The sequence below is a fragment of the Fodinicola feengrottensis genome, assembly GCF_010993775.1.
In the GTDB taxonomy this organism is placed as follows: domain Bacteria; phylum Actinomycetota; class Actinomycetes; order Mycobacteriales; family HKI-0501; genus Fodinicola; species Fodinicola feengrottensis.
In genome coordinates this window covers 43116-64880 of record NZ_WOTO01000052.1, presented here as the reverse complement: position 1 = coordinate 64880, position 21765 = coordinate 43116, and the positions used below count along the sequence as shown (strand labels likewise).

At 65.5% G+C, this 21765-nt stretch carries 24 protein-coding genes, 1 tRNA gene and 5 pseudogenes; 17 read left to right on the top strand and 13 right to left on the bottom strand.

The genetic code is table 11. The annotated features are described in order from the left end of the window. Nucleotides 1-32: 32 nt before the first annotated feature. On the bottom strand, nucleotides 33-770 hold the full coding sequence (locus GNX96_RS36495) for a S66 peptidase family protein (protein WP_163572370.1): 738 nt from the start codon (nucleotides 768-770) through the stop codon (nucleotides 33-35). Between the two features lie 75 nt (nucleotides 771-845). Here GNX96_RS36495 and GNX96_RS57910 point away from each other — a divergent pair, with 75 nt between their 5' ends. Further along, on the top strand, nucleotides 846-1145 hold the full coding sequence (locus GNX96_RS57910) for a hypothetical protein (protein WP_279582399.1): 300 nt from the start codon (nucleotides 846-848) through the stop codon (nucleotides 1143-1145). Next, nucleotides 1145-1348 carry a GNAT family N-acetyltransferase gene (locus tag GNX96_RS57905; RefSeq protein WP_279582398.1) on the top strand — a complete coding sequence of 68 codons (204 nt, stop codon included), beginning with the start codon at nucleotides 1145-1147 and terminating at the stop codon, nucleotides 1346-1348. Before GNX96_RS57910 ends, GNX96_RS57905 begins: the two co-directional genes overlap by 1 nt. On the opposite strand, the gene GNX96_RS36485 is transcribed toward GNX96_RS57905, so the two are convergent. Then, nucleotides 1345-1737, bottom strand: coding sequence for a VOC family protein (locus GNX96_RS36485; RefSeq protein WP_163572369.1), 393 nt, complete (start codon nucleotides 1735-1737; stop codon nucleotides 1345-1347). The genes GNX96_RS57905 and GNX96_RS36485 overlap by 4 nt on opposite strands. Next, nucleotides 1706-2152, bottom strand: coding sequence for a hypothetical protein (locus tag GNX96_RS36480; protein WP_163572368.1), 447 nt, complete (start codon nucleotides 2150-2152; stop codon nucleotides 1706-1708). Before GNX96_RS36480 ends, GNX96_RS36485 begins: the two co-directional genes overlap by 32 nt. Nucleotides 2153-2341: 189 nt before the next feature. Here GNX96_RS36480 and GNX96_RS36475 point away from each other — a divergent pair, with 189 nt between their 5' ends. Together GNX96_RS36475 and GNX96_RS36470 are read left to right on the top strand one after the other, a co-directional pair. Further along, a complete protein-coding gene (locus tag GNX96_RS36475; RefSeq protein ID WP_163572367.1) occupies nucleotides 2342-2782 on the top strand; it encodes a hypothetical protein in 441 nt (146 codons plus the stop codon). 52 nt (nucleotides 2783-2834) lie between these two features. Next, nucleotides 2835-3014 carry a hypothetical protein gene (locus GNX96_RS36470; RefSeq protein WP_163572366.1) on the top strand — a complete coding sequence of 60 codons (180 nt, stop codon included), beginning with the start codon at nucleotides 2835-2837 and terminating at the stop codon, nucleotides 3012-3014. 75 nt (nucleotides 3015-3089) lie between these two features. Here the strand turns inward: GNX96_RS36470 and GNX96_RS36465 are convergent, their stop codons facing one another. Then, nucleotides 3090-3503 (bottom strand): DinB family protein, encoded by a 414-nt coding sequence (locus GNX96_RS36465; protein WP_279582397.1) that lies wholly within the window; start codon nucleotides 3501-3503, stop codon nucleotides 3090-3092. Nucleotides 3504-3798: 295 nt separating this feature from the next. Here GNX96_RS36465 and GNX96_RS57900 point away from each other — a divergent pair, with 295 nt between their 5' ends. Next, nucleotides 3799-4407, top strand: coding sequence for a methylmalonyl-CoA mutase family protein (locus GNX96_RS57900; RefSeq protein WP_279582404.1), 609 nt, complete (start codon nucleotides 3799-3801; stop codon nucleotides 4405-4407). A 72-nt stretch (nucleotides 4408-4479) separates the two neighbouring features. On the opposite strand, the gene GNX96_RS65775 is transcribed toward GNX96_RS57900, so the two are convergent. Continuing rightward, nucleotides 4480-4839 carry a hypothetical protein gene (locus GNX96_RS65775; RefSeq protein WP_390624235.1) on the bottom strand — a complete coding sequence of 120 codons (360 nt, stop codon included), beginning with the start codon at nucleotides 4837-4839 and terminating at the stop codon, nucleotides 4480-4482. Nucleotides 4840-4907: 68 nt separating this feature from the next. Between GNX96_RS65775 and GNX96_RS65770 the strand changes: the two genes are divergently transcribed. The 6 genes and pseudogenes from GNX96_RS65770 to GNX96_RS67440 all read left to right on the top strand — a co-directional run bounded on the left by GNX96_RS65770 (nucleotide 4908) and on the right by GNX96_RS67440 (nucleotide 10372). Next, nucleotides 4908-5339 (top strand): hypothetical protein, encoded by a 432-nt coding sequence (locus tag GNX96_RS65770; RefSeq protein ID WP_390624234.1) that lies wholly within the window; start codon nucleotides 4908-4910, stop codon nucleotides 5337-5339. A 246-nt stretch (nucleotides 5340-5585) separates the two neighbouring features. Further along, a pseudogene (gene scpA / locus GNX96_RS36455) lies at nucleotides 5586-7791 on the top strand (methylmalonyl-CoA mutase). A 3-nt stretch (nucleotides 7792-7794) separates the two neighbouring features. Further along, a pseudogene (gene meaB / locus GNX96_RS36450) lies at nucleotides 7795-8782 on the top strand (methylmalonyl Co-A mutase-associated GTPase MeaB). A 95-nt stretch (nucleotides 8783-8877) separates the two neighbouring features. Further along, entirely contained in the window at nucleotides 8878-9360 is a 483-nt protein-coding gene (locus tag GNX96_RS61675; protein WP_313885866.1) for an MFS transporter, read from the top strand. Then, nucleotides 9336-10274 carry an MFS transporter gene (locus tag GNX96_RS36445; RefSeq protein ID WP_313885865.1) on the top strand — a complete coding sequence of 313 codons (939 nt, stop codon included), beginning with the start codon at nucleotides 9336-9338 and terminating at the stop codon, nucleotides 10272-10274. The genes GNX96_RS61675 and GNX96_RS36445 overlap by 25 nt, the downstream gene beginning before the upstream one ends. After that, nucleotides 10271-10372 (top strand): MFS transporter small subunit, encoded by a 102-nt coding sequence (locus GNX96_RS67440; protein WP_425551942.1) that lies wholly within the window; start codon nucleotides 10271-10273, stop codon nucleotides 10370-10372. Before GNX96_RS36445 ends, GNX96_RS67440 begins: the two co-directional genes overlap by 4 nt. Here GNX96_RS67440 and GNX96_RS36440 read toward each other — a convergent pair. Together GNX96_RS36440 and GNX96_RS36435 are read right to left on the bottom strand one after the other, a co-directional pair. Further along, nucleotides 10369-10530, bottom strand: a complete 162-nt coding sequence (locus GNX96_RS36440) for a hypothetical protein (protein ID WP_163572365.1) — start codon at nucleotides 10528-10530, stop codon at nucleotides 10369-10371. The genes GNX96_RS67440 and GNX96_RS36440 overlap by 4 nt on opposite strands. Before the next feature lie 10 nt (nucleotides 10531-10540). Next, entirely contained in the window at nucleotides 10541-10759 is a 219-nt protein-coding gene (locus tag GNX96_RS36435) for a hypothetical protein (RefSeq protein WP_163572364.1), read from the bottom strand. 208 nt (nucleotides 10760-10967) lie between these two features. On the opposite strand from GNX96_RS36435, the gene GNX96_RS36430 reads away from it, so the two are divergent. The 6 genes and pseudogenes from GNX96_RS36430 (at nucleotide 10968) to GNX96_RS36405 (ending at nucleotide 15640) form a co-directional block, all read left to right on the top strand. Then, nucleotides 10968-11381, top strand: coding sequence for a transporter substrate-binding domain-containing protein (locus GNX96_RS36430; protein WP_163572363.1), 414 nt, complete (start codon nucleotides 10968-10970; stop codon nucleotides 11379-11381). Beyond that, complete coding sequence (locus tag GNX96_RS36425) at nucleotides 11378-11794, top strand: transporter substrate-binding domain-containing protein (RefSeq protein ID WP_390624233.1); 417 nt, start codon at nucleotides 11378-11380, stop codon at nucleotides 11792-11794. Before GNX96_RS36430 ends, GNX96_RS36425 begins: the two co-directional genes overlap by 4 nt. A gap of 113 nt (nucleotides 11795-11907) precedes the next feature. Next, on the top strand, nucleotides 11908-12759 hold the full coding sequence (locus GNX96_RS36420; RefSeq protein WP_279582396.1) for an ABC transporter substrate-binding protein: 852 nt from the start codon (nucleotides 11908-11910) through the stop codon (nucleotides 12757-12759). A gap of 89 nt (nucleotides 12760-12848) precedes the next feature. Further along, a complete protein-coding gene (locus GNX96_RS36415) occupies nucleotides 12849-13652 on the top strand; it encodes an amino acid ABC transporter permease (protein WP_163572362.1) in 804 nt (267 codons plus the stop codon). A 19-nt stretch (nucleotides 13653-13671) separates the two neighbouring features. Then, nucleotides 13672-14461, top strand: a pseudogene (locus GNX96_RS36410) (amino acid ABC transporter ATP-binding protein). A 306-nt stretch (nucleotides 14462-14767) separates the two neighbouring features. Beyond that, nucleotides 14768-15640 carry a GDSL-type esterase/lipase family protein gene (locus GNX96_RS36405; RefSeq protein WP_163572361.1) on the top strand — a complete coding sequence of 291 codons (873 nt, stop codon included), beginning with the start codon at nucleotides 14768-14770 and terminating at the stop codon, nucleotides 15638-15640. Here the strand turns inward: GNX96_RS36405 and GNX96_RS36400 are convergent. From GNX96_RS36400 to GNX96_RS36375, 6 genes and pseudogenes are all read right to left on the bottom strand, one after another. Beyond that, nucleotides 15637-16008: a YccF domain-containing protein gene (locus GNX96_RS36400; protein ID WP_163572373.1), complete on the bottom strand. Its 372-nt coding sequence runs from the start codon at nucleotides 16006-16008 to the stop codon at nucleotides 15637-15639. The two genes, GNX96_RS36405 and GNX96_RS36400, sit on opposite strands and share 4 nt — an antisense overlap. A 197-nt stretch (nucleotides 16009-16205) precedes the next feature. Further along, a pseudogene (locus GNX96_RS36395) lies at nucleotides 16206-17424 on the bottom strand (RtcB family protein). Between the two features lie 25 nt (nucleotides 17425-17449). Beyond that, a tRNA-Arg gene (locus tag GNX96_RS36390) sits at nucleotides 17450-17521 on the bottom strand. A gap of 229 nt (nucleotides 17522-17750) precedes the next feature. Next, nucleotides 17751-19268 carry an FAD-dependent oxidoreductase gene (locus GNX96_RS36385; protein WP_163572360.1) on the bottom strand — a complete coding sequence of 506 codons (1518 nt, stop codon included), beginning with the start codon at nucleotides 19266-19268 and terminating at the stop codon, nucleotides 17751-17753. 144 nt (nucleotides 19269-19412) lie between these two features. Then, entirely contained in the window at nucleotides 19413-20495 is a 1083-nt protein-coding gene (locus GNX96_RS36380) for an aspartate-semialdehyde dehydrogenase (RefSeq protein WP_163572359.1), read from the bottom strand. Further along, nucleotides 20492-21759: pseudogene (locus GNX96_RS36375) on the bottom strand (aspartate kinase). Before GNX96_RS36375 ends, GNX96_RS36380 begins: the two are co-directional and overlap by 4 nt. Nucleotides 21760-21765: the final 6 nt, after the last annotated feature.

The window sequence follows — 21765 nt, the reverse complement described above, 5'->3', positions numbered from 1 at the left end:
CGAGTTCACCCAGCCGTACGCGACCACAACCTTCAAACCGTCCGGTCGATCGAGCCGAGGTCGCCGATCGCCACCGCTCGTACGCCATCGAGCGAACCTGACTCGACCAGCGGGCGGAGGCTGGCGTCCAGCAGCACCGGATCGGCCGGGGTGACGGGGCTTTCCACACACAGGATCGCGCCTTCGAGGCTGGGCACTCCAGCGCCGACAAAACCTTGGATCGCGGTGAAATTGCCACCGACCAGCGGGCCACTCGCGGTGCCGGGCACGTCCAGGGCAGCGGTCGGTGACGACAGATCGCGTACCACCGTGAGCGGCTTCGTGGTGGTCAGCAGCTGGTGCAGCGAAGCGATCGCGCGGTCGCCGGCCGGCCAGGCGTGGATGGTGGCGAGACGGCAGTGCCGCCACAGCGCGATATGCAGGTTGGTGATGTCGCTCATGCCGACCAGCGGCTTCGGATCGGCGCGGATCGCGGCGAAATCGAGGCCGTCCACGATCCGGTACGCGCCAGCGCCGCCCCGCGTCGCGACCACGGCGCGTACGCCCGGATCACCGAAAGCCGCGTCCAGGTCGGCGATCCGGTCCTCGTCGCGGCCGGCCATGAACCCCCAGCGGTCCAGCGCGTGCTCGCCGATCTCGACCACCAGCCCCCACCCGGTCAGGAGCCGGACCAGCTCGTCCACCCACTCGCGGCTCGGGTAGCTGGCCGGCGACACCAGCCGCACCCGATCGCCGGCCCGTAATGCCCGACCGCGCAGAGTGAGTGCCACCTCCCCATCCTGACATCCGGGTCGTACCGGAAATTCGGTTGGCCAAACCGATGCTGCCACGTTGATGGTGTTCCGATGATCAAGGTGCGCCCCGCGTCGATCGCGGACGAGACAGAGCTGGCGAGGATCGACCTGGCGACCTGGACGCCCGCGGTCTCCCCGGCTCCAGCGCCACCCGCCGGTACGCCGTTCTTCGACGAACAAACGCGGCCCGAGAACGTGCTCGTCGCGGAAACAGCGACGGCGGCAGTCGCCGGGTACGCCAAGCTGGGCCAGTCGATCCCGCTGCCGTCCCACCAGCACGTTCTGGAACTCACCGGCATCGCCGTCGACCCGACCCTGCAGCGCGCGGGCGCGCCGGCCGTTCGCTGGTGATGGCCGCCATTGAGGAAGCCGGTCGACGGCAAGCCCGCAAGCTGTCCCTGCGTGTCCTAGGCCCCAACACCGGCGCCCGCCGGCTGTACGAAAGCTGCGGATTCACCGTCGAAGGGGTGCTGCGGGGCGAATTCCTGCTCGACGGCGACCTCGTCGACGACATCCTGATGGCGTACTTTTACCACCCGAAACAGAATGTCTAAGCAGGACCTAGCAGGTCCCAGCTATTCCCAGCGATGTCAACGAAAACTGCCACTCGGCCGTAGGGTTCGGTACGTGCGGGCCCGACGAATTCCACCCCAGCGGACACCAGTCGTTCGTACGTGGACTCAAAATCGTCCACCTGCAGAAAGAAACCAACCCGGCCGGCGGTCTGTTTTCCGACCACGGTGGCCTGCTCCGGGCCGTCCGCACGAGCAAGGAGCAAACCCGTCTCAGCACCGGGCGGGCGTACCACGACCCACCGTTTGGGCCGCCCGTTGGTGGCCGTGGAAGGCGAGTCCTCGACGAGATCAAACCCCAGCACGTCAACGAAAAACGCGATGGCGGCGTCGTACTCATCAACTACGAGAGTGACCAGACCGACCTGCATATGCATGACGATAGTCCGCGGACTCCCGGGAGATCGACCAATACGTGAAAGCCCACAGCGCGAGGGCGGTGATGGCATCGGTCCCGATGGTGCCGAGCCACCACCAGTCGACGGCCGGGACGCCCTGCAGGAAATGGCCGAGGCTGACCAGACCGATGAACGAGTAGATGATCAGGCAGGCCCGGGCCGGCCAGGCGCGTTCCCTTACATAGAGCCAATATCCGAAGACGCCGATGGCGGTGAGCAGCGGCCACGACACCAGAATCGCCACCTGGGTCTGCCCGTTGGTGATCGGTGGCAGCGACGGATAGCGATCGATCTGCAGGTAGTTGTTGGTGTAATGCAGGGCAGTCGACACGATGCTCGCGACCAGGATCGTCACCAGCACTCGCTGTCCGGGCACGTTCGCCTTCATGGCAGCCTCCCGATCTTCTACATTCCGTAGAATTCTACGCCGCGTAGAACTAGCCCACAAGCCCGCAACTTATGGGACGATATGCCGCAAATCCCCCGGAAGAGGTGGCTGCGATGACCCGACTCGTCACGACACTCGCCCTGCTCGCGATGGCCCTGACCGTCGCCACCCCGCGCGCATGCCGCGTCGGTGGACGTCAGCTGTACGGGCACCGAAACCGCCACCTACCAGCCCGGGCTCACCCTCCGGGCGAAGAATGTCCACACCGCGGTCAGCGGCCTCCTCAGCCCGTGCACCTCACCGACAACCGACATCACCTCCGGCTCCTACGGCCAGACCTTCCAGGCGACGCTGTCGTGCGACACCCTGGCCGCCGGCCTGGACGCGACCAGGGTCATTCACTGGAGCGACGGCTCGACCAGCGCCTTCGCCTATCACCGGGCGATCACCAACGCGGCGGGCCAGACCACGGTGACCTTCGCCGGCACCATCACGGCCGGCCGCTTCCGCGGCGCGACCGCGGTCGAACAGGCCATCTTCGTGACACCGAACGTCACTCAGTGCCTGACCAGCGGCGGCCTGACCGCGCTCGGTCCCGGCCCGGTCGTCCTCACCGTCAACCATCTCTGACCGGCCCAAACACCACCCGGGTAGCACCGCTGTGGCCGTGGATGGTCTCTCGATGTCCCGGATCGAGTCCCACACCATGATCTGCCGCACGCCGGTGGTCTCGCCGGTCCACTGGGTGACGGCCCGGCCGTCCCCGAAGAGCACTCCCCACGCGACCACCCCGACCCCGGAGACACCGGACGGGTCCGCTGACCTGACGAGCGCGAAAACAACTGGGCTGTCCATGCTTTGACGGTCGCAGCGCGGACCGACAGTTTCGGCGACCACCACTGTCGTACGTCCGGTGGCCGCTCAAGATCGAAGCGATCTAGTCGCCGACCGTGCCGTCGGCGATTTCGCGGATGATGTCGAGGTGGCCGTTGTGCCTGGCGATCTCCTCGACCAGGTGGAACAGGATCCACCGTAGGTTGATCCGGCGGCCGCTGCGGATCGTGCCCTTGGACTCGGTTTCGAGGTCCATCCCGGCGAACAGCTCGTTATAGCGCCGGCTCTGCTCGTCGTACTCGTCGAGCAGCTGTCCGATCGGGAAGTCGACGGCGATCCGGAACTCCCGGTCCGGGTCCTCGTCCGTCCACGGCGCCGCGTCCGACCCGCCGAGCAGGATCACCTCGATCCAGTGGTACTCGACCCAGCGGACATGGTTGACGAGTCCGGACAACGTCATCAGCGGCGAGCCGGGGAGCTGGATGCTCCGGGCATGCTCCTCGGAGACGCCCCTCACATTTCGCTCGTACGGTCGCACGCGTGTAGTCAAGCAGCGTGGTCAGCACGTTTCGCTCGTCGAGCGGGCCCTCAGGCAGATCTGTTCTGGTCATCGCGCGCATCCTGCCGGGACGCCGACCGACTGTCGAATTGATTTGCGCCGCTGTCTGCACCGATTCCGATGCCTGCCAGGGACAAATCTCATACCGTTCTGGAGCGCGGAGAACCGGCTCGGCTCCCTACGATCCGGTTATGACGGCGTCCGAAGAGCGGCTCGCGCTGGCGGCCGAGTTCCCGGCGGCCAGCGGGGAGCAGTGGCGCGAGCTGGTCGCGAAGGTGGTCGGCAAAAGTCCGGGCTGCGGGTGGCCGAGGGTGCGCCGGTCGAGTCGGCGCTGGAAAGCAGCACGTACGACGGCATCACGCTGCGGCCGCTCTACACGCGCGCCGACGCCACCAACGAAATCGGCTTGCCGGGCCTGCCACCGTACGTACGAGACAGCCGCCCGACTGGCGCCATCCCGACGGGTTGGGACGTGCGGCAACGGCACGCCGACCCGGATCCGGCGGTCACCGCGAAAGCGGTGCTGGCTGACCTCGAACACGGCGTCACGTCGGTCTGGCTGGCCGTCGGCGAAGGCGGCATTCAGCCCGCCGACCTGCCGCAGGCGCTCGCCGACGTGCTGCTCGACCTGGCGCCGATCGTGCTGGACGCCGGCGAGCAGACCACGGCCGCCGCGCAGGCGATGTTCGACCTGTACGAGCGGCGGCAGGTGCCGGCGAGCGAGGTTCGCGGTTCCCTCGGCGCCGACCCGCTGGGCCTGCGCGCTCGGACCGGCCGCCCGCCGTCAGTCACTAGACCCCGCGATCGCGCTCGCGAACCGCAGTTCGGCAGAGTTTCCACAGCTCAGAGCCATCGTCGCTGACGGCACGCCGTACCACGAAGCGGGCGGCTCGGAGGCCGAGGAACTCGGCTGCACGCTGGCCACCGGAGTGGCCTATTTGCGGGCGCTGACCGATGCGGGCCTGACCGTCGACCAGGCGTGCCAGCAGCTGGAATTCCGGTACGCGGCGACCGCTGACCAGTTCCTGACCATCGCCAAACTGCGGGCCGCCCGGCGGCTATGGTCGCGGGTGACCGAGGTCAGTGGCGCCAGTGCGGGCGTACGAGCGCAGCGGCAGCACGCGGTGACGTCGGCGGCGATGATGACCCGCCGCGACCCGTGGGTCAACATGCTGCGTACGACGTTGGCTTGTTTTGGTGCGGGTGTTGGCGGTGCCGAGGCGATCACCGTGCTGCCCTTCGATTCCGCGCTGGGCCTGCCGGATTCCTTTGCCCGCAGGATCGCCAGAAACACCCAGGCATTGCTGATGGACGAGTCGCATGTGGCCCGGGTGATCGACCCGGCCGGCGGCGGCCTGGTACGTGGAGAACCTGACCGACGAGCTGGCGCACGCGGCCTGGAAATGGTTCCAGGACATCGAAAAAAAGCTGGCGGGCTGGACAGCGGGATCGTCCAGGAGCGGATCGCGGCCACTCGGCAACGTCGGCGGGACGCCATCGCGCACCGCCGCGACCCGATCACCGGGGTCAGCGAATTTCCCTTCCTGGCCGAGAAACCAGTGGCGCGTACGGCCGCGCCGGCGATCGATTCGGGCGGATTGCCGCGATATCGATATGCCGAGGATTACGAGCGGCTGCGCGATCGCAGCGACGCCTATTTGGACAGCACCGGCGACCGGCCGAAGATTTTCCTCGCCACGCTGGACAGAGTCGCCGTACATACCGCGCGAGCCACCTTCGCCAGCAACCTGTTCCAGGCCGGCGGCATTGAGCCAGTCACTCCTGGTCAGTTGACTCAGCTTCCGCGGCTGCCCAGGCCTTCACAACCAGCGGCGCGAAGATCGCGTGCATCTGCTCGTCCGACGAGGTCTATGCCGAGCACGCTGCTGACACCGCAAAAGCTCTTAAAGAGGCCGGATCGGTCACGGTTTTGCTTGCTGGAAAACCGAAAGACGACTACGGCGTGGACGGTTTCGTACGTGCCGGAAGCAACGCGGTCGAGATCCTCACCGCCCTGTTGGAGTTGCTGGAGGTGCCGGCGTGAGCGCGATCCCGGATTTCAGTACGGTCGAACTGGGCGACGCGACCACGGACGCCACCACCGAAAGTTGGCAGTCTGCCGTACAGAAGGAGACCGGCAAGGGCGCCGACGCGCTCGTCTGGGAGACCCCGGAAGGCATCGGCGTACGCCCCGTCTACACCGCCGCCGATCTGTCCGATGTGGACTTCCTTGACACGTATCCGGGCATCGTGCCGTATTTGCGCGGCCCCCCCCCGACGATGTATGTGTCAACCAGCCGTGGACCATCCGGCAGTACGCCGGATTTTCTACCGCCCAGGAGTCGAACGCCTTCTATCGCCGCAATCTCTCTGCCGGTCAGAAGGGTTTGTCGATCGCGTTCGACCTACCAACCCACCGCGGCTACGACTCCGATCACCCGCGGGTGGCGGCGATGTCGGCATGGCCGGCGTCGCGATCGACTCGATTTACGACATGCGACAGCTTTTCGACGGCATCCCGCTGGACAGGATGAGCGTGTCGATGACGATGAACGGTGCCGTGCTTCCGGTGCTGGCGCTCTACATCGTGGCCGCGGAAGAGCAGGGCGTGCCGCCGGAGAAGCTGTCCGGGACCATTCAGAACGACATCCTCAAAGAGTTCATGGTCCGCAACACGTACATCTATCCCCCGCAGCACTCGATGCGGATCATCTCCGACATTTTTTCCTTCAGTTCCCAGCGAATGCCGAAGTTCAACTCGATCTCGATTTCCGGCTACCACATGCAGGAAGCCGGCGCGACGGCCGATCTGGAACTCGCCTACACGCTGGCGGACGGGGTCGAATACATCAGGGCCGGCCTCGCCGGTGGCCTGACCATCGACGCGTTCGCGCCGCGGTTGTCGTTCTTCTGGGCGATCGGGATGAACTTCTTCATGGAGGTCGCCAAAATGCGCGCGGCCCGGCTGCTGTGGGCGAAGCTGGTGAAGAAATTCGAGCCAGCCAACGAAAAATCGCTGAGCCTGCGTACGCACTGCCAGACTTCGGGCTGGTCCCTGACCGCGCAGGACGTTTACAACAACGTCGTACGCACCTGCGTGGAAGCGATGGCCGCGACGCAGGGCCACACCCAGTCGCTGCACACCAACGCGCTGGACGAAGCTCTCGCGCTGCCGACTGATTTTTCCGCGCGGATCGCCCGAAACACGCAGCTCCTGCTGCAGCAGGAGTCCGGTACGACCAGGGTTATCGACCCGTGGGGCGGCAGCGCGTACGTTGAACGGCTCACCTACGACCTGGCCCGGCGGGCCTGGGACCACATCACCGAGGTCGAGCTGGCCGGCGGGATGGCGTCCGCGATCGACCAGGGCATCCCGAAACTACGCATCGAAGAGGCCGCGGCCCGCACCCAGGCGCGGATCGACTCCGGCCGGCAGCCGGTGATCGGGGTGAACCGCTACCAGCTCGAAGAAGCCGAGGACATCGACGTACTCAAGATCGACAACTCGTCCGTACGCCAGCAACAGCTGGAAAAACTCCGCCGGCTGCGGGAAGAGCGGGACGATGACGACGTACGGGCCGCGCTCGCCGCGCTGACCAAGGCCGCCGGCGATGGCGCCCATGGGTCCGGGCTGGACCAAAACCTGCTGACGCTGGCGATCAACGCGGCCCGCGCGAAGGCCACCGTCGGGGAGATCTCGGACGCGATGGAGAAGGTGTACGGGCGGCATTCGGGCCAGATCCGTACCATTTCCGGGGTGTACAGCCAGGAGGTCGGCAAGGTGGCCAATGTGGAGGCCGTCCGGCGTAAGGTCGAGGCCTTCGAGGCCGAGGAGGGCCGCCGGCCGCGCATCCTGGTCGCGAAGATGGGCCAGGACGGCCATGACCGGGGCCAGAAAGTCATCGCCACCGCGTTCGCCGACCTCGGCTTCGACGTCGACGTGGGCCCGCTTTTCCAGACTCCGGGCGAAGTCGCGATGCAGGCGGTCGAGGCGGACGTGCACATCGTCGGCGTCAGCTCGCTGGCCGCCGGCCACCTCACCCTGGTGCCGGCGCTGCGCGAGGAACTCGACGCACTGGACCGGTCTGACGTGCTCATCGTGGTCGGCGGAGTCATTCCGCCGCAGGATTTCGCCGCCCTCACCGAAGCCGGCGCGGCGGCGATTTTCCCGCCCGGCACGGTGATCGCGGACGCCGCCGGCAGGCTGCTGGACGACCTGTCGGAACGGCTGGGACATCCGGGCTGATCCATGGTCCGATCCGTCGATGTGGCCGAGTACGCCGAAAAGGTGCGGGCCGGCTCGCGTACCCACCTGGCCCGCGCGATAAACGCTGGTCGAGTCGCGGCATCCGGATCACCGCCAGCAGGCCCAGGAGCTGCTCGTCGAGCTGCTGCCGGCGGCCGGCGGCGCGCACCGGGTCGGCATCAGTGGCGTGCCAGGAGTGGGAAAATCCACCTTCATCGACACCCTCGGCACCCGGCTGACCGCGGCCGGCCGCAAGGTGGCGGTGCTGGCGGTGGACCCGTCCTCCAGCCGGTCCGGCGGCAGCATTCTGGGTGACAAAACAAGAATGACCCGGCTGGCCGTCGATCCGCACGCGTTCGTACGCCCGTCGCCGACCTCCGGCACGCTTGGCGGCGTCGCCACCGCGACCCGGGAATCCATCGTGCTGGTCGAAGCGGCCGGCTATGACGTGGTGTTGGTGGAGACGGTCGGCGTCGGGCAGTCCGAGATCACGGTGGCCGGGATGGTCGACTGTTTCCTCTATCTAACGCTCGCCCGTACCGGTGACCAGCTGCAGGGCATCAAGCGCGGAGTGCTGGAAATCGCCGACCTGATCGCGGTGAACAAGGCCGACGGTCCACATGAGAAGGACGCCGGCAAGGCGGCCCGCGAGCTGGCCAGCGTGCTGCGCCTGCTGCAACCACCGGACGCCAACTGGAGGCCGCCGGTGCTCACCTGCAGCGGCCTCACCGGCGGCGGGCTGGACGAAGTGTGGGCCGAGGTGAAAAATCACCACAAAATCCTCGCCGAATCCGGCGAACTGCAGGAAAAACGCCGGCGCCAGCAGGTTGACTGGACCTGGGCCATCGTTCGCGACCAGATCGAGAATCGGCTGCGGCACCATCCAGACGTACGACTTATCGCTCCAGACCTGGAGAAACAGGTACGGGCCGGCGATCTCACGCCGACGCTGGCCGCCGAGCGCATTCTGAAAGCATTCGGCTCGGACTGAGGCTATTTCCACGCCCGAAGGTGTGATAAGAAGAATATTGCATACCCTATACGAACGGCATTTCCCCATCGGCATCGGCCGTACGGAGGCCCGTAGTGAGCAATTTCCTGGCCCGTGAGCGCACTATCGCCGGACCGTCTTTCAGCCGCTGGCTGATCCCGCCCGCCGCGCTGGCCGTCCACTTATGCATTGGCCAGGCGTACGCCACCAGCGTTTACAAGACCGCGTTGGTGAAGCATCTCGGGGTCAGCAAAACCGATGTCGGCATCATTTTCTCCATCGCGATCGTGATGCTCGGCCTGTCCGCCGCGGTGGCCGGCACGTGGGTGGACCGCAACGGCCCACGCAAGGCGATGTTCACCGCCGCCTGTTTCTGGGCAGCCGGTTTCCTGGTCGGCGCGCTCGGCATCAGCACCAAACAGCTGTGGCTGATTTACCTGGGCTATGGCGTGATTGGCGGCATCGGGCTCGGTATTGGCTATATTTCTCCGGTTTCCACGCTGATCAAGTGGTTCCCGGATCGGCCGGGCCTGGCCACTGGCCTTGCCATCAGGTGGGTTTCGGCGGTGGCGCGCTGATCGCCAGCCCGCTCTCAACACAACTGCTTGGTTTGTACGACTCGAAATACCACCCGACCGATCCGACCTCGGTGGCCAGCGGCGGCGCGGTGGCTGCTTTGTTCGTCACGCTGGGAATCGCCTATTTCATCGTGATGATGTATGGCGTCTTCACCGTACGAGTGCCGGCTGAGGGCTGGCGCCCGGCCGGCTTCGACCCGGCCACGGTAGCCGCCAGGCCGTTGGTGACCACCAACGACGTTTCGGCCGCCAATGCCATCAAGACTCCGCAGTTCTACCTGCTCTGGATCGTGCTTTTCTGCAATGTCACCGCCGGCATCGGCATTCTCGAGCAGGCCGCGCCGATGATCCAGGACTTCTTCCGTGCCAACATCAACGGCGTCACCACGGTCGCGGCCGCCGCGGCCGGTGGTTTCGTTTGCCTGCTGTCGATCGCGAACATGGGCGGCCGCATTCTCTGGTCGAGCACTTCGGACCTGATCGGCCGCAAGCCGATGTACATGATCTACCTGGGCGTCGGTGTCCTCTTGTACGTCACGCTGACCTTCGCCGGGCACACGTCGACAGCACTTTTCGTGCTGATCACGTTCCTGATCCTGTCGTTCTACGGCGGCGGTTTCGCGACCGTGCCAGCCTATATACGGGATCTCTTCGGCACGTACCAGGTCGGCGCGATCCACGGCCGACTGCTCACCGCGTGGTCGGCCGCCGGTGTCGCCGGCCCGCTGATCATCAACGGTTTCCTTGACGCGCAAGGCAAGCCCGGCACCCTGACAGCGGCCGCGTACCAACCGGCGCTGTTCACCATGATCGGCATCCTGCTGGTCGGCTTCGTCGCGAACCTGCTGATCCGACCGGTCGCCGAGCGTTTCCACCAGGGCAAGCCAAAAGCGGCGGAAGGAGCGACAGCATGAAGGCACGGGTAGCCATCGGGTGGATCCTGGTCAGCGTCCTGCTGGCGTACGGCGTCTACGAAACGCTGCTGAAGGCTGCCAACCTTTTCACTGGTTAGGTCGGGCGGTTGACGATCATCCGGCCGGTGGCCGTACGAATGGCGACGGCGCGATAGCGGACCGGCTCGACGACGATTTCCGGCTCGCGGCGCGGGTGGTTGGCCCGGTGCCGGTCATGGCGGCTCTGCACCGTCGGGATGGCGATGCGGCGCACCATTGTCGTCACGTCAGACCGCTTCCAACAGCTTCGGGCGCATCGGGAACTGGTACGCCGACACGTCCGAGCGCTCGCACGGCCATGCCGAGCCGCAGTCCGCACACAGGCCGTCGAGATGGACGTGCGTCCCGGTCTCGGCGGACACCGACGGTGCCGTCACGATCATCATCCAGCCCTCGGGCTGGTGCGGGCCCTGTGGGCACCGATGAAGATACCTCCGTGAATGCATAGAACGTCCCCCCTCCGGCAGCGACACGCTCACCTGAACGGCCACTAAGCGCTCAGTCTTATGGACGATCCGTGATTGCCAACGCCCAAGCCGCGCATATCGGTCATGCCGCCGCCGCATAACCGGTGGGTCGAGGACTGGCCGCAGCCGGCCGGCTGCCACGATGAGGGCACTTCAACGATGTAAAACGCCTCGATATGGAGCCGGTATGCCGATGACCCCGCGCCCAGTCGTACGCCTGCTCGCCCTGGCGCTCGCTGTGCTGACCGTCACAGCGTGCACGAAGACCAGTCCCGGCGAGACGCTGCCCAACGGAGTCAAGCTCGTCAGCAAGGGCGTACTCACCGCTTGTACGCACCTGCCCGCGCCACCATTCGAGTCGAAGGACTCCACCGGCAAGTTCATCGGTTTCGATATGGACCTGGTCGACCTCATCGCGAAGAAGCTGAACCTCAGGTCGACCTTCATCGACACCCCGTTCGAGGGCATCCGCTCCGGCTCGGATCTGCGTACGGGCAAGTGTGATCTCGCCGCCACCGGCATCACCATCACGCCACGCCCGAGCGGGCCGCTCTGGACTTCTCGGTCCCGTACTTCGACGACGCCCAAGGACTGCTGGTGAAGGCTGGTACGCCGTACCAGAAGATCGGTGACCTGCACGGTAAGAAGGTCGGTGCGCAAAGTGGTACGACCGGTCTCGACTACGCGAAGGCGCACACGAAGGCCGGCGGCTACACGGTCGTGGAATACCAGGACATCGCGACGCTGCAGCAGGCGCTCGCGACCGGCCAGATCGACGGCGCGGTCGCCGATCTCTCAGTGTGGACCGACTTTGTGAAACACACCCCCGGCTATCGGGTGGCTTCGACGTTCACCACCGGCGAGCAATACGGCATCGCACTGGCCAAGGGCGTGAACCCGCGACTGCTTAGCGTTGTCAACGAAGTCATCACCGGTGCCAAACACGATGGGGCCTATGCGGCTATCTACCAGAAATGGATTGGTACCCAGGCTCCGGCGTCGGCGCAAAATTAGCGTACGACCGTCAGGAATGTGAAAGGTTAACAGCACGGAAACCCATTCTCTGCGACCATGGTCGCCGAGACGGCGGCCGACGGCCGCCTTTGTACCGACAGGAGGTGGCGTCAGTGCGGACGCCAAAGGCGCTCAAAGGCGCCGGCGCACTGCTTGCGATGGTGGCACTGGCCGCGGGCGCGAGTGCCTGCGTGAAGTCCAATGCCGGCTCGACCGCGGACGGCCTGAAGCTGGCCGCCGCGGGCAAACTCACCGTGTGCACCCACCTGCCGTTCAAACCCTTCCAGGTGCGGGACACCAAGGGCGCGATCGTCGGCTTCGACGTGGACTACATGGATCTGGTGGCCAAGAAACTCGGGCTCACCCAGACCATCGTCGACACGCCGTTTGAGGGCATCAAGTCCGGCCAGGACCTCAAGATCGGCAAATGTGACGTGGCCGCGGCCGGCATGACCATCACCAAGACGCGCCAGCAGGTGATGGACTTCTCGGTGCCGTATTTCGACAACACCCAGTCACTGTTGGTCAAGGCCGGTCAGCCGTACAAGACGCTGGCCGACTTCAAGGGCAAGAAGATCGGCGGCGAGGTCGGCAACACCGGGCTGAAGTTCGCCCAGAACAACGCGGCGAAATACGGCTTCACGGTGGTGGAGTACCAGGACACCACCACCCTGCAGCAGGCGCTGGCGACGAACCAGATCCAGGGCGCGATGGACGACCTGCCGATCTGGACGGTGCTGGTGGCCGAGGACAAGCGGTTCACCATCGCCACCAAGTTCGCCACCAACGAGCAGTACGGCTACTCGGTCGCCAAGGGTGCGAACCCGAAACTGCTGGCCACCGTCAACGAGGTCATCACCAGCTCGCTGAAGGACGGCTCGTACGCCAAGCTCTACACCAAATGGATGCAGCTGCCAGCGCCGAGCCCGTTGGTCACCCAGGGCATGACACCGCCGCAGGATTAGTCCGGTAGAACACCCTGTCGTCCCGGCCGGCTCAAGGGAGCGGCCGGGACGGTGTTCGTACGGTCCCGTTTCTCGAACCAGGAGGCCGGATGGCTTCGCTCACGCTGACGCGCACCCAGCGCCGGCGCACTTCGCTCGGCATCCAGTACGGCATTTTCGCCGTCATCGTGCTGCTTTTCGCCCTCTCCGCGGACTGGAAGCAGTTGGGAGCGAGCTTCTTCCGGCTCGATATCGCGGCCAGTCTGTTCCCCGACATCATCACCGTCGCGCTGCGCAACACCGCGGTCTTTACGTTGCTGTCGTTCATTTTCGGCCTTGCGGTCGGACTGCTGATCGCGCTCATGCGGCTGTCGAGGGTGCCTCCGTACCGCTGGCTCGGCACCATCTATGTCGAGATTTTCCGTGGTCTGCCGGCACTTCTGTGGCTTTTCATGGTCGCGTACGCGGTGCCGACCGCGTTTCCGGAATACCAGATCGCCGGCGGTGTGTACGGGCAGGTGACGATCGGCCTCGGCATGCCGGCGGCCGCGTACATGTCCGAAACCATCCGCGCCGGCATCCCAGCGGTCCCCAAGGGGCAGGTCGAAGCGGCCCGCTCGCTGGGCATGTCCGGAACCCGGGCGATGTTGTCGATCGTCCTGCCGCAGGCCTTCCGGATCGTCATCCCACCGCTGACCAACGAGATCATCCTGTTGGTCAAGGACTCCTCGCTGGCGTACGTGCTGGGTGTCACCGCGACCAGCATCGAGCTGACCAAGTTCGGCTCGGACCAGGTCAACGCGCGGGTCAACCCGACCCCGCTGGTCATCGCCGGGCTCTGCTACCTGATCATCTGCCTGCCGCTTTCCCAACTGGTGCAACGACTTGAACGCCGCTACCAGAAGTCCCGATGAGAGGCCGGACGCGATGACCATGAGCAAAGAGTCCGGGCCCGCCGCCGAGATCGCTATCGAGATTCGCGAGCTGCACAAGTACTTCGGCAAACTCGAGGTGCTTAAAGGCATCGACTTCACCGTCAACCGCGGCGAAGTAGTGTGCGTGATTGGACCTTCGGGCTCCGAAAATCGACGTTGCTGCGCTGCGTGAACCTGCTGGAAGAACCAACCAGCGGCAAGATTTTCGTTAGTGGCAACGAGGTCACCGACCCGAACGCCAACATCGACAAGATCCGCCGGTCCATTGGGATGGTTTTCCAGCAGTTCAACCTGTTCCCGCATCTGTCAGTGCTGAACAACCTGACGATCGCGCAACGGCGGGTGCTCCACCGCTCCAAGGCCGCAGCCGAGAAAGTGGCGCTGCAGAACCTGGAGATCGTCGGGTTGGCGGACAAGGTGCACGCGTACCCAGCGCAGCTTTCCGGCGGTCAGCAGCAGCGGGCGGCCATTGCCCGCTCGCTGTCGATGGGGCCGGATCTGATGCTTTTCGATGAGCCGACCTCCGCGCTCGACCCGGAACTGGTCGGCGATGTGCTCGCGGTGATGCGAAAACTCGCCACCGACGGGATGACCATGATGGTCGTGACACATGAGATGTCTTTTGCCCGCGATGTCGCCGATCGGTGATTTTCATGGACGGCGGAGTGGTCGTCGAGCAGGGTCAACCGGCCGATGTGCTGGGAAATCCGCAACACGAGCGTACGAAGACATTCCTGTCCAGGGTGCTCAACCCCACCGCGGTCACCGCGCCGGAAAGTGCGGATTGACAGCTGCTCTGGTTTTGGCCTTTCGCGAGTGCAGTCCCGGTGTTAGCGTGCGGCCCGGCCGCATCCTTCTCCCATCAAGGGGACACCTCATGAGGTTGGTACGTTTTGCTGCCCTGACAACGATAGTCGCGGCCCTGGTGGCCGGCGCGGCGCCAGCGGTCGCACATACCGTGCCGGCCGCGCATATCGTGCCGGCTGCTGTCCCGCTGAAGGTGATGCCGTTGGGCGACTCGATCACCGACGGTCAGGCGGACGCCGGCTACCGTACCGATCTCTGGCATTTTTTTCGAGACAGACGGCCGATCCGTGGACTTCGTCGGCTCGCAGACCAGTGGGCCGACGAATCTGCCCGACCAGAACCACGAGGGCCACCCCGGCTGGACCATCGCCCAGCTCAGTCAGCAGGTCGTTGGTTGGCTGACAACGTACAAACCCGACATGGTTCTGCTGCATATCGGCACGAACGACATGTACACCGATGCCACCAGTGCGGCCGCGCCGGCTGAATTGTCCACTCTGCTCGACCAAATCACCCAGACCGTACCGGCGGCCAAGGTCTATGTCGCCTCGATCATCCCGCTGGCCGATGCCGCCGGGGCGAACCGGGTGCTCGCGTACGACGCGACCATTCCGGGAATCGTCGGCGCCAAAGCGGCGGCCGGCAAGAACGTGAGCTTCGTCGACATGCATTCCGCCGTACCGACCGCTGAGCTGGTGGACGGCATCCATCCCACCGTCGGCGGCTATTCGCGGATGGCCGCCCGCTGGTATTCCGCGATCGTCGGCACCCCGTTCTATCGGTACGAGTCGGAGCAGGCGGCGAACGCGACCTCCACCGACACCCAACAGGTGGCCGGCAATCGCAGCTCTGGAGGCGTCCGGGTGGGGCACATCGACTTTCCAGACAGCGCCTTAACTTTCACCGTGTACGCCCCGAAAACCGGCACAAGCCGGATCTACGTCCGGGCCGATGACGGGATGAACATGCCGTGCAGCCACCAACTGTCCGTCAACGGCGCGACCCCGTTCCCGGTCACCTACCCGTCTTTTGGGTGGGATTACTGGAGCATCACCGGGGTGAACGTGAATGTCACCGCCGGCGCCAACACGTTCAAGTTCACCAAGGGTGACTGCTACGCGGAAATGGACGAGATCGACTTCACCACGCCGGCCGCCTAGATTTCCACGATTTCCTTGCCCAGCGGCACCAGCGAGACCGGGATCATCTTGAAGTTGGCGATCCCGAACGGAATGCCGATGATCGTTATGCACAAAGCGATCCCGGTCAGCACGTGCCCGATGGCGAGCCACCACCCAGCAACGATGATCCACAGCACGTTGCCGATCGCGGACGCGATGCCCGCACCGGGCCGGTCGACAATGGTGTGGCCAAACGGCCACAGCGCATACCCGGCGATCCGGAAAGAAGCGATGCCGAAGGGAATGGTGACGATCAGCACACAGCAGATGACCCCGGCGATGCAGTAGCCGATGGCCATCCAGATGCCGCACAGCACCAACCAAATGACGTTCAGAATCGTACGCACAATGCCCATCATCACCGGCCGATCGGCGTTTCGCGCATCGGGGATGTCACCCATTTCCCCCTTATCGGCAATGCCACCTCACTGCCGTCAGTATTGCCGGGCTACCTCCCGCCCCGCCGTGACGTCCGCAACGCCCCGCTGCTTGCGTCTGGCGCAAGCAACGGGGCGTTGCGGACAAACTGCGGTTGCGGAAAAGGTTAGCCCTTGATGCAGATGACCTGTTTGATGCGGGCGACCACCTCGACCAGGTCGCGCTGGGCCGAGATGACCTCCTCGATGTCCTTGTACGCGGCCGGGATCTCGTCCACCACACCGGCATCCTTCCGACACTCCACGCCCTCGGTCTGGGCGCGCAGGTCCGCCGCGGTGAACGCCTTCTTCGCGGCCGTACGACTCATCCGCCGGCCGGCCCCGTGCGACGCGGACTCGTACGAGTCGAGGTTGCCCAGGCCCCGCACGATGTAGCTGCCGGTGCCCATCGACCCGGGGATGATGCCCAGATCGCCGGCACCGGCCCGGATCGCCCCCTTCCGGGTCACCAGCAGCTCCACCCCGTCGATCCGCTCCTGCGCCACGTAGTTGTGGTGGCAGGAAATCGGCTCGTAGAAACGGGTCTGCGGCAGCGCGGTGGTCACCGCGTTCTGGAAGAGTGCCATCATCACGTCCCGGTTGCGCCGGGCATAGTCCTGCGCCCAGAACAAATCCCGCCGGTACGCCGCCATTTCTGGCGTACCAGCAAGGAAAACCGCGAGATCACGGTCCGGCACGTCAGCATTGTGCGGCAGGCCGCGGGCCGTCGACATGTGCCGCTCGGCCAGTTCCTTGCCAATGTTGCGGGAACCCGAATGCAGCATCAGCCAGACTCGGCCCTCGTGCACACCGTCCTGCTCGAGGCAGAGTTCCAGAAAGTGGTTGCCACCGCCCAAAGATCCCAGCTGGGACATCGCCCTCGACCGCAGTTTCTGGACGTCCGGGTGCAAATCATCAAATCCGGACCAGAAGTCGGCCCAACCGCGCGACTCCACTCGGAGCTGGCCCCGGTCGTCCCGCAGCCGGTTCGGATTCACCGGTGTCTTGTGCGAGGTGAATCCGACCGGGATCTGCTTTTCGATCGCGGACCGAAGTTTTCCCAGATCATCAGGCAAATCCTCGGCCCGCAAAGTGGTGCGTACGGCTGTCATGCCACAGCCAATGTCCACTCCGACCGCGGCCGGCGAAACGGCACCTGCCATCGCGATGACGCTGCCGACGGTGGCGCCTTTTCCGAGGTGTACGTCCGGCATCACCCGGACGCCGTGGGTCCAGGGCAGCTGGCGATGTGTTTCGCAGCTGGTTCAACGCCTGCGATTCGACGGTCGCCGGATCGGCCCACATCCATACGGGCGCGCGAGTGCCGCCCAGCACGTGGTACGACATTATTGGTACTCCTTGATTTTGGGTGTCCCCCTGGCAGGACTCGAACCTGCGCACACGGCGTCGGAGGCCGATGCTCTTTCCGCTGAGCTACAGAGGGAAGGGACTTCGTTAGCGGCTGGGCCGCCGGCGCCACTGGCCGGCGGGCAGCGAGGTGCGCCGATACGAACGCCGGATCAGGCGCCCAGGGCAACAGCCCGGCAGGACGCGTTGCTCTCGCTTGAGTGTGCGCACCGGCACCGCGTCCACCTCCCGGGATCAGTCTCGTCGCTGGTAAGTCCACAACCACCATACTGCGGGAGCGCTCGTACGCAACATTGGTTTTTCGCTCAGCTCCGCGGATCGCCCCACCATGTCGACAACGCCTGCTGGACCGCGACCAAGTCGGCAGGCCCGACCGTACGGTCCGCGGCCCAGGCCACCACCCCATCCGGCCGTACCAACAGCCCGGCCAGTTTTCCGGAATTCTCCGATTTCGCCGTCAGCGTGTCGATCCGGTCGGAATAACCGCGAAAAGTCTCTCGCAGTGCGGGGTGGCCGATCAGGTCGACCAGCAGTCCGCGTCCGCGGTGGCAGTGATCGGCCAGCCGGCTGCCGTCGGCGAAAGCCAGCTCCGGGACCGTACGGCCCGTCAGCGGATGCCCGCCGGACGCCATCGGCAGTTGCCAGAGACCGGAGACTTTTTCGACCAGATAGGTGGATCCGTCCGCGGTGTTCGCCAATTCGCGCATCACCTCACGTAAAGCGCGGCTGCGCGGATCAGGGCGCAGCAACGCCACCTGCGCCCTGGTCCAGTCCTGCACCCATTTCCCGATCGGATGCCGTTCGGGAGTGTACGTGTTGAGGAGCCCATCCGGTGAGTCCCCGCGTACGGCCGCGGCCAGCTTCCAGCCGAGGTTCGTCGCGTCGCCGATACCCAAGTTCATCCCCTGGCCGCCCAGCGGCGGATGGACGTGAGCGGCGTCGCCGGCGAGGAAAATCCGGCCCTTTCGGTACGTCGACGACTGCCGGCTCACGTCGGTGTATTTGCCGAACTGATGGATTCGGGTGACCGTCACGTCCGTTCCACTGGCCGCCCGCAGACTTTCCTGCATTTCGGCCACTGTCATCGACACGTCGTCCGTCTTGGCACCGAATTCGCCGGTGAACACCATGTGCACTCCGGACGGCAGCGGCACGTGCCCGAAAACTCCCGGCTCAGTGAACCAGCCAACCGGCAGCAGGTCCGGGTCGGCCAGGTCGACAGCGGCCTGCCGGAACAGAATTTCCGGTTCCACGCCTGGAAAATCGAAGCCCGCGATCGTACGCACCAAGCTGTGCGCGCCATCGCAGCCGACCAGCCAGCCGGCCCGGATCACCGTTGCACCGGCCTCAACCGTGACGCCGTCGGCGTCAGCGGCGAGCCCGGTCACCTCAACGCCGTAACGAATCTGGGCGCCGAACTCGCGGGCCCGCCCGGCCAGCAACCGTCGAATGTCCGCCCGTTGCACGAAACATCCCTCAAGGACGGGCCACCCCAGCGCGGCTTGATCGAGAAGTTCGGGGCGAGGAAAGAGAAACGCGAAATGCTGGTAAAGTTTTGGACCGTCGTCCGGCTGTCCGGCAGCCATCACGTTGAAGCCGCGCTGCGATGCTTCGCGCAGTTCCGTGAGCAGTCCACGCCGGTCAAATGCCCGCACCGACGGCACGGTGACCGACCGGTTTCCCATCGTACGGTCGGATTCGGCCTGTTCCGCCTCGGTCAACCGCTCGATGACCAGCGCCCGCACGCCAGCCAGTGCCAGCTCGCTGGCCAGCGTCAACCCGGCCGGTCCAGCCCCCACGATCACCACGTCACAACGGTCCACCGCGGCCACCTTCGGTCTAGCTCGGACTGTAGACGCCGCTGTTCGCGGCGGGGGGGCTGGCAAGACTCAACAACAGCACGTTCGGGCACACCGACGCTGGTCAGCCGGCAAAGATGGCCACCGGCGCCACCAAGATGGCTACCGCTACGCGGTGAGTTCGGCGGCGATCATTTCGGCGATGTGGGCGGTGTTCAGGGCGGCACCCTTGCGCAGGTTGTCGCCACACACGAAAAGATCCAGTGTGTTCGGGAAATCCAGCGCCTGGCGGACCCGGCCGACAAAAGTCGGGTCGGCGCCGACCGAGTCGGCCGGGGTGGGGGGGAACTGCAGGGTCGCCGGGTCGTCGATCACCACCACGTTGGGCGCGGCCGACAGCACCTCGTGAGCCTGGGCGACCGTCACCGGTGACGCGAAAGTGGCATGCACGGCCAACGAATGCGTCGTGATCACCGGCACTCGTACACAGGTGGCCGACACCTTCAGGTCCGGGATTCCCAGAATCTTGCGGGATTCGTTGCGGACCTTGAGTTCTTCCGAGGCCCAGCCGTCATCTTTGAGCGATCCCGCCCACGGCACCACATTCAGCGCGAGCGGCGCCGGGAATGGGGAGGGAGCGTCTCCGAGCTTGTCGACCAGCGCAGCCCTCACATCCCCGGCTCGTACCCCCAAATCACGCCGGCCACCGACCACTGCGAGCTCGTCGTAAAGCCGGTCCACGCCGGCCTGACCAGCGCCGGAAGCGGCCTGGTACGAGGCGACGACCAACTCGGTCAGGGTGAATTTCGCGTGCAGCGCGCCCATTCCATCCATCATGGTCAGGGTCGTGCAGTTGGGGTTCGCAATAATGCCCCGCGGCCGGTTCCGGGCCGCGTCCGGGTTGACCTCCGGCACGATCAGCGGAACGTCAGGATCCATCCGGAAAGCGCCGGAGTTGTCGACCGCGACCGCACCCGCGGCGGCCGCGATGGGCGCCCACTGCGCGGAAATCTCGTCCGGCACGTCGAACATCGCCACGTCGACGCCGTGGAACGCCTCGGCGGTCAGCTCCTGCTGCACGACGACGACGTCCTCGCCGCGCACCTTCAGCTTCTTGCCGGCCGATCTTTTCGATGCCAGCAACCGAATCTCGCCCCAGATGTCGGCCCGCTCGGACAGGATCGACAACATCACCGTACCGACGGCGCCGGTCGCGCCAACAACAGCCAGGGTGGGTTTGCGTACGCTCATCGGCCGGTCCCTGCGTAGACGGTGGCTTCCTCGTCGCCGGACAGCTCGAATGCCTCGTGCACGGCGTGTACGGCCGCGTCGAGGTCTTCGGACCGTACGACCACCGAAATCCGGATCTCCGAAGTGGAGATGATCTCGATGTTGATGCCGGCTTTGGCCAGCGCGCTGAAGAACTTCGCCGAGACCCCCGGCTGCGACCGCATGCCGGCGCCGACCAGCGACAGCTTGCCGACGTTGTCGTCGTAAATCAGGTGCGTGAAGCCCAGCTCGTCCTGCACCTGCTCCAGCGCGGCCATGGCGGCCGGTGCGTCGGCTTTGGGGAGAGTAAAGGAAACATCGGTACGGAACGTGTCCGCCGAGGAGACGTTCTGGACGATCATGTCGAGGTTGATCTCGGCGTCCGCGACCGCCTGGAAGATCCGGGCCGCGACCCCGGGCCGGTCCGGCACCCCAACCACGGTGATCTTGCCTTCACTGCGGTCGTGTGCGACGCCGACGATGACTGCTTTTTTTCCATCGGGAGGTCCTCAATCGAGCCGGTGACCATGGTGCCCGGGCGGTCCGAATACGACGACCGCACGTGCACTGGGATCTGGTTTCGTCGCGCGTACTCCACTGATGGCAGGTGCAGCACCTTCGCGCCACACGCGGCCAGTTCGAGCATTTCCTCGTACGTGACTTCGGCAAGGTGCCGGGCGGTCGGCACGATCCGCGGGTCGGCGGAGTAGACGCCGTCCACGTCCGTGTAGATCTCGCAGACATCGGCCTTCAACGCGGCGGCCAGCGCGACCGCGGTGGTGTCCGAACCGCCTCGACCGAGCGTGGTGATGTCCTTGGTGTCCTGGGCGATGCCCTGGAAACCAGCCACGATCGCGATCGACCCGGCCGACAGCGCGGCCGAGATCCGGCCCGGCGTGATGTCGATGATCCGGGCCTTGCCGTGTTTGGAGGTGGTGAGCACGCCGGCCTGCGAGCCGGTGAACGACCGCGCCTGCGATCCGAGCGAGTGAATGGCCATCGCCAGCAGCGCCATCGAGATGCGCTCGCCGGCGGTGAGCAGCATGTCCAGTTCGCGACCGGGCGGGGTCGGCGTCACCTGGTTGGCCAGATCGCGCAGCTCATCGGTGGTGTCGCCCATGGCCGACACGACGACGACCACGTCGTCGCCGGCTTTCTTGGTGGCGACGATGCGCTCAGCGACCCTTTTGATCCGCTCCGCGCTCGAGACCGAGGAGCCGCCGTATTTCTGCACGACGAGTCCCACTTTGGT

Excerpts from the sequence above, each read along its gene's own strand:
- GNX96_RS57910 (WP_279582399.1), top strand. The coding sequence starts at position 846 with ATGATCAAGGTGCGCCCCGCGTCGATCGCGGACGAGACAGAGCTGGCG.
- GNX96_RS57905 (WP_279582398.1), top strand. The coding sequence starts at position 1,145 with ATGGCCGCCATTGAGGAAGCCGGTCGACGGCAAGCCCGCAAGCTGTCC.
- GNX96_RS36485 (WP_163572369.1), bottom strand. The coding sequence starts at position 1,737 with ATGCAGGTCGGTCTGGTCACTCTCGTAGTTGATGAGTACGACGCCGCC.
- GNX96_RS36480 (WP_163572368.1), bottom strand. The coding sequence starts at position 2,152 with ATGAAGGCGAACGTGCCCGGACAGCGAGTGCTGGTGACGATCCTGGTC.
- GNX96_RS36470 (WP_163572366.1), top strand. The coding sequence starts at position 2,835 with ATGTCCCGGATCGAGTCCCACACCATGATCTGCCGCACGCCGGTGGTC.
- GNX96_RS67440 (WP_425551942.1), top strand. The coding sequence starts at position 10,271 with ATGAAGGCACGGGTAGCCATCGGGTGGATCCTGGTCAGCGTCCTGCTG.
- GNX96_RS36440 (WP_163572365.1), bottom strand. The coding sequence starts at position 10,530 with ATGGTGCGCCGCATCGCCATCCCGACGGTGCAGAGCCGCCATGACCGG.
- GNX96_RS36435 (WP_163572364.1), bottom strand. The coding sequence starts at position 10,759 with ATGCATTCACGGAGGTATCTTCATCGGTGCCCACAGGGCCCGCACCAG.
- GNX96_RS36430 (WP_163572363.1), top strand. The coding sequence starts at position 10,968 with ATGCCGATGACCCCGCGCCCAGTCGTACGCCTGCTCGCCCTGGCGCTC.
- GNX96_RS36415 (WP_163572362.1), top strand. The coding sequence starts at position 12,849 with ATGGCTTCGCTCACGCTGACGCGCACCCAGCGCCGGCGCACTTCGCTC.
- GNX96_RS36380 (WP_163572359.1), bottom strand. The coding sequence starts at position 20,495 with ATGAGCGTACGCAAACCCACCCTGGCTGTTGTTGGCGCGACCGGCGCC.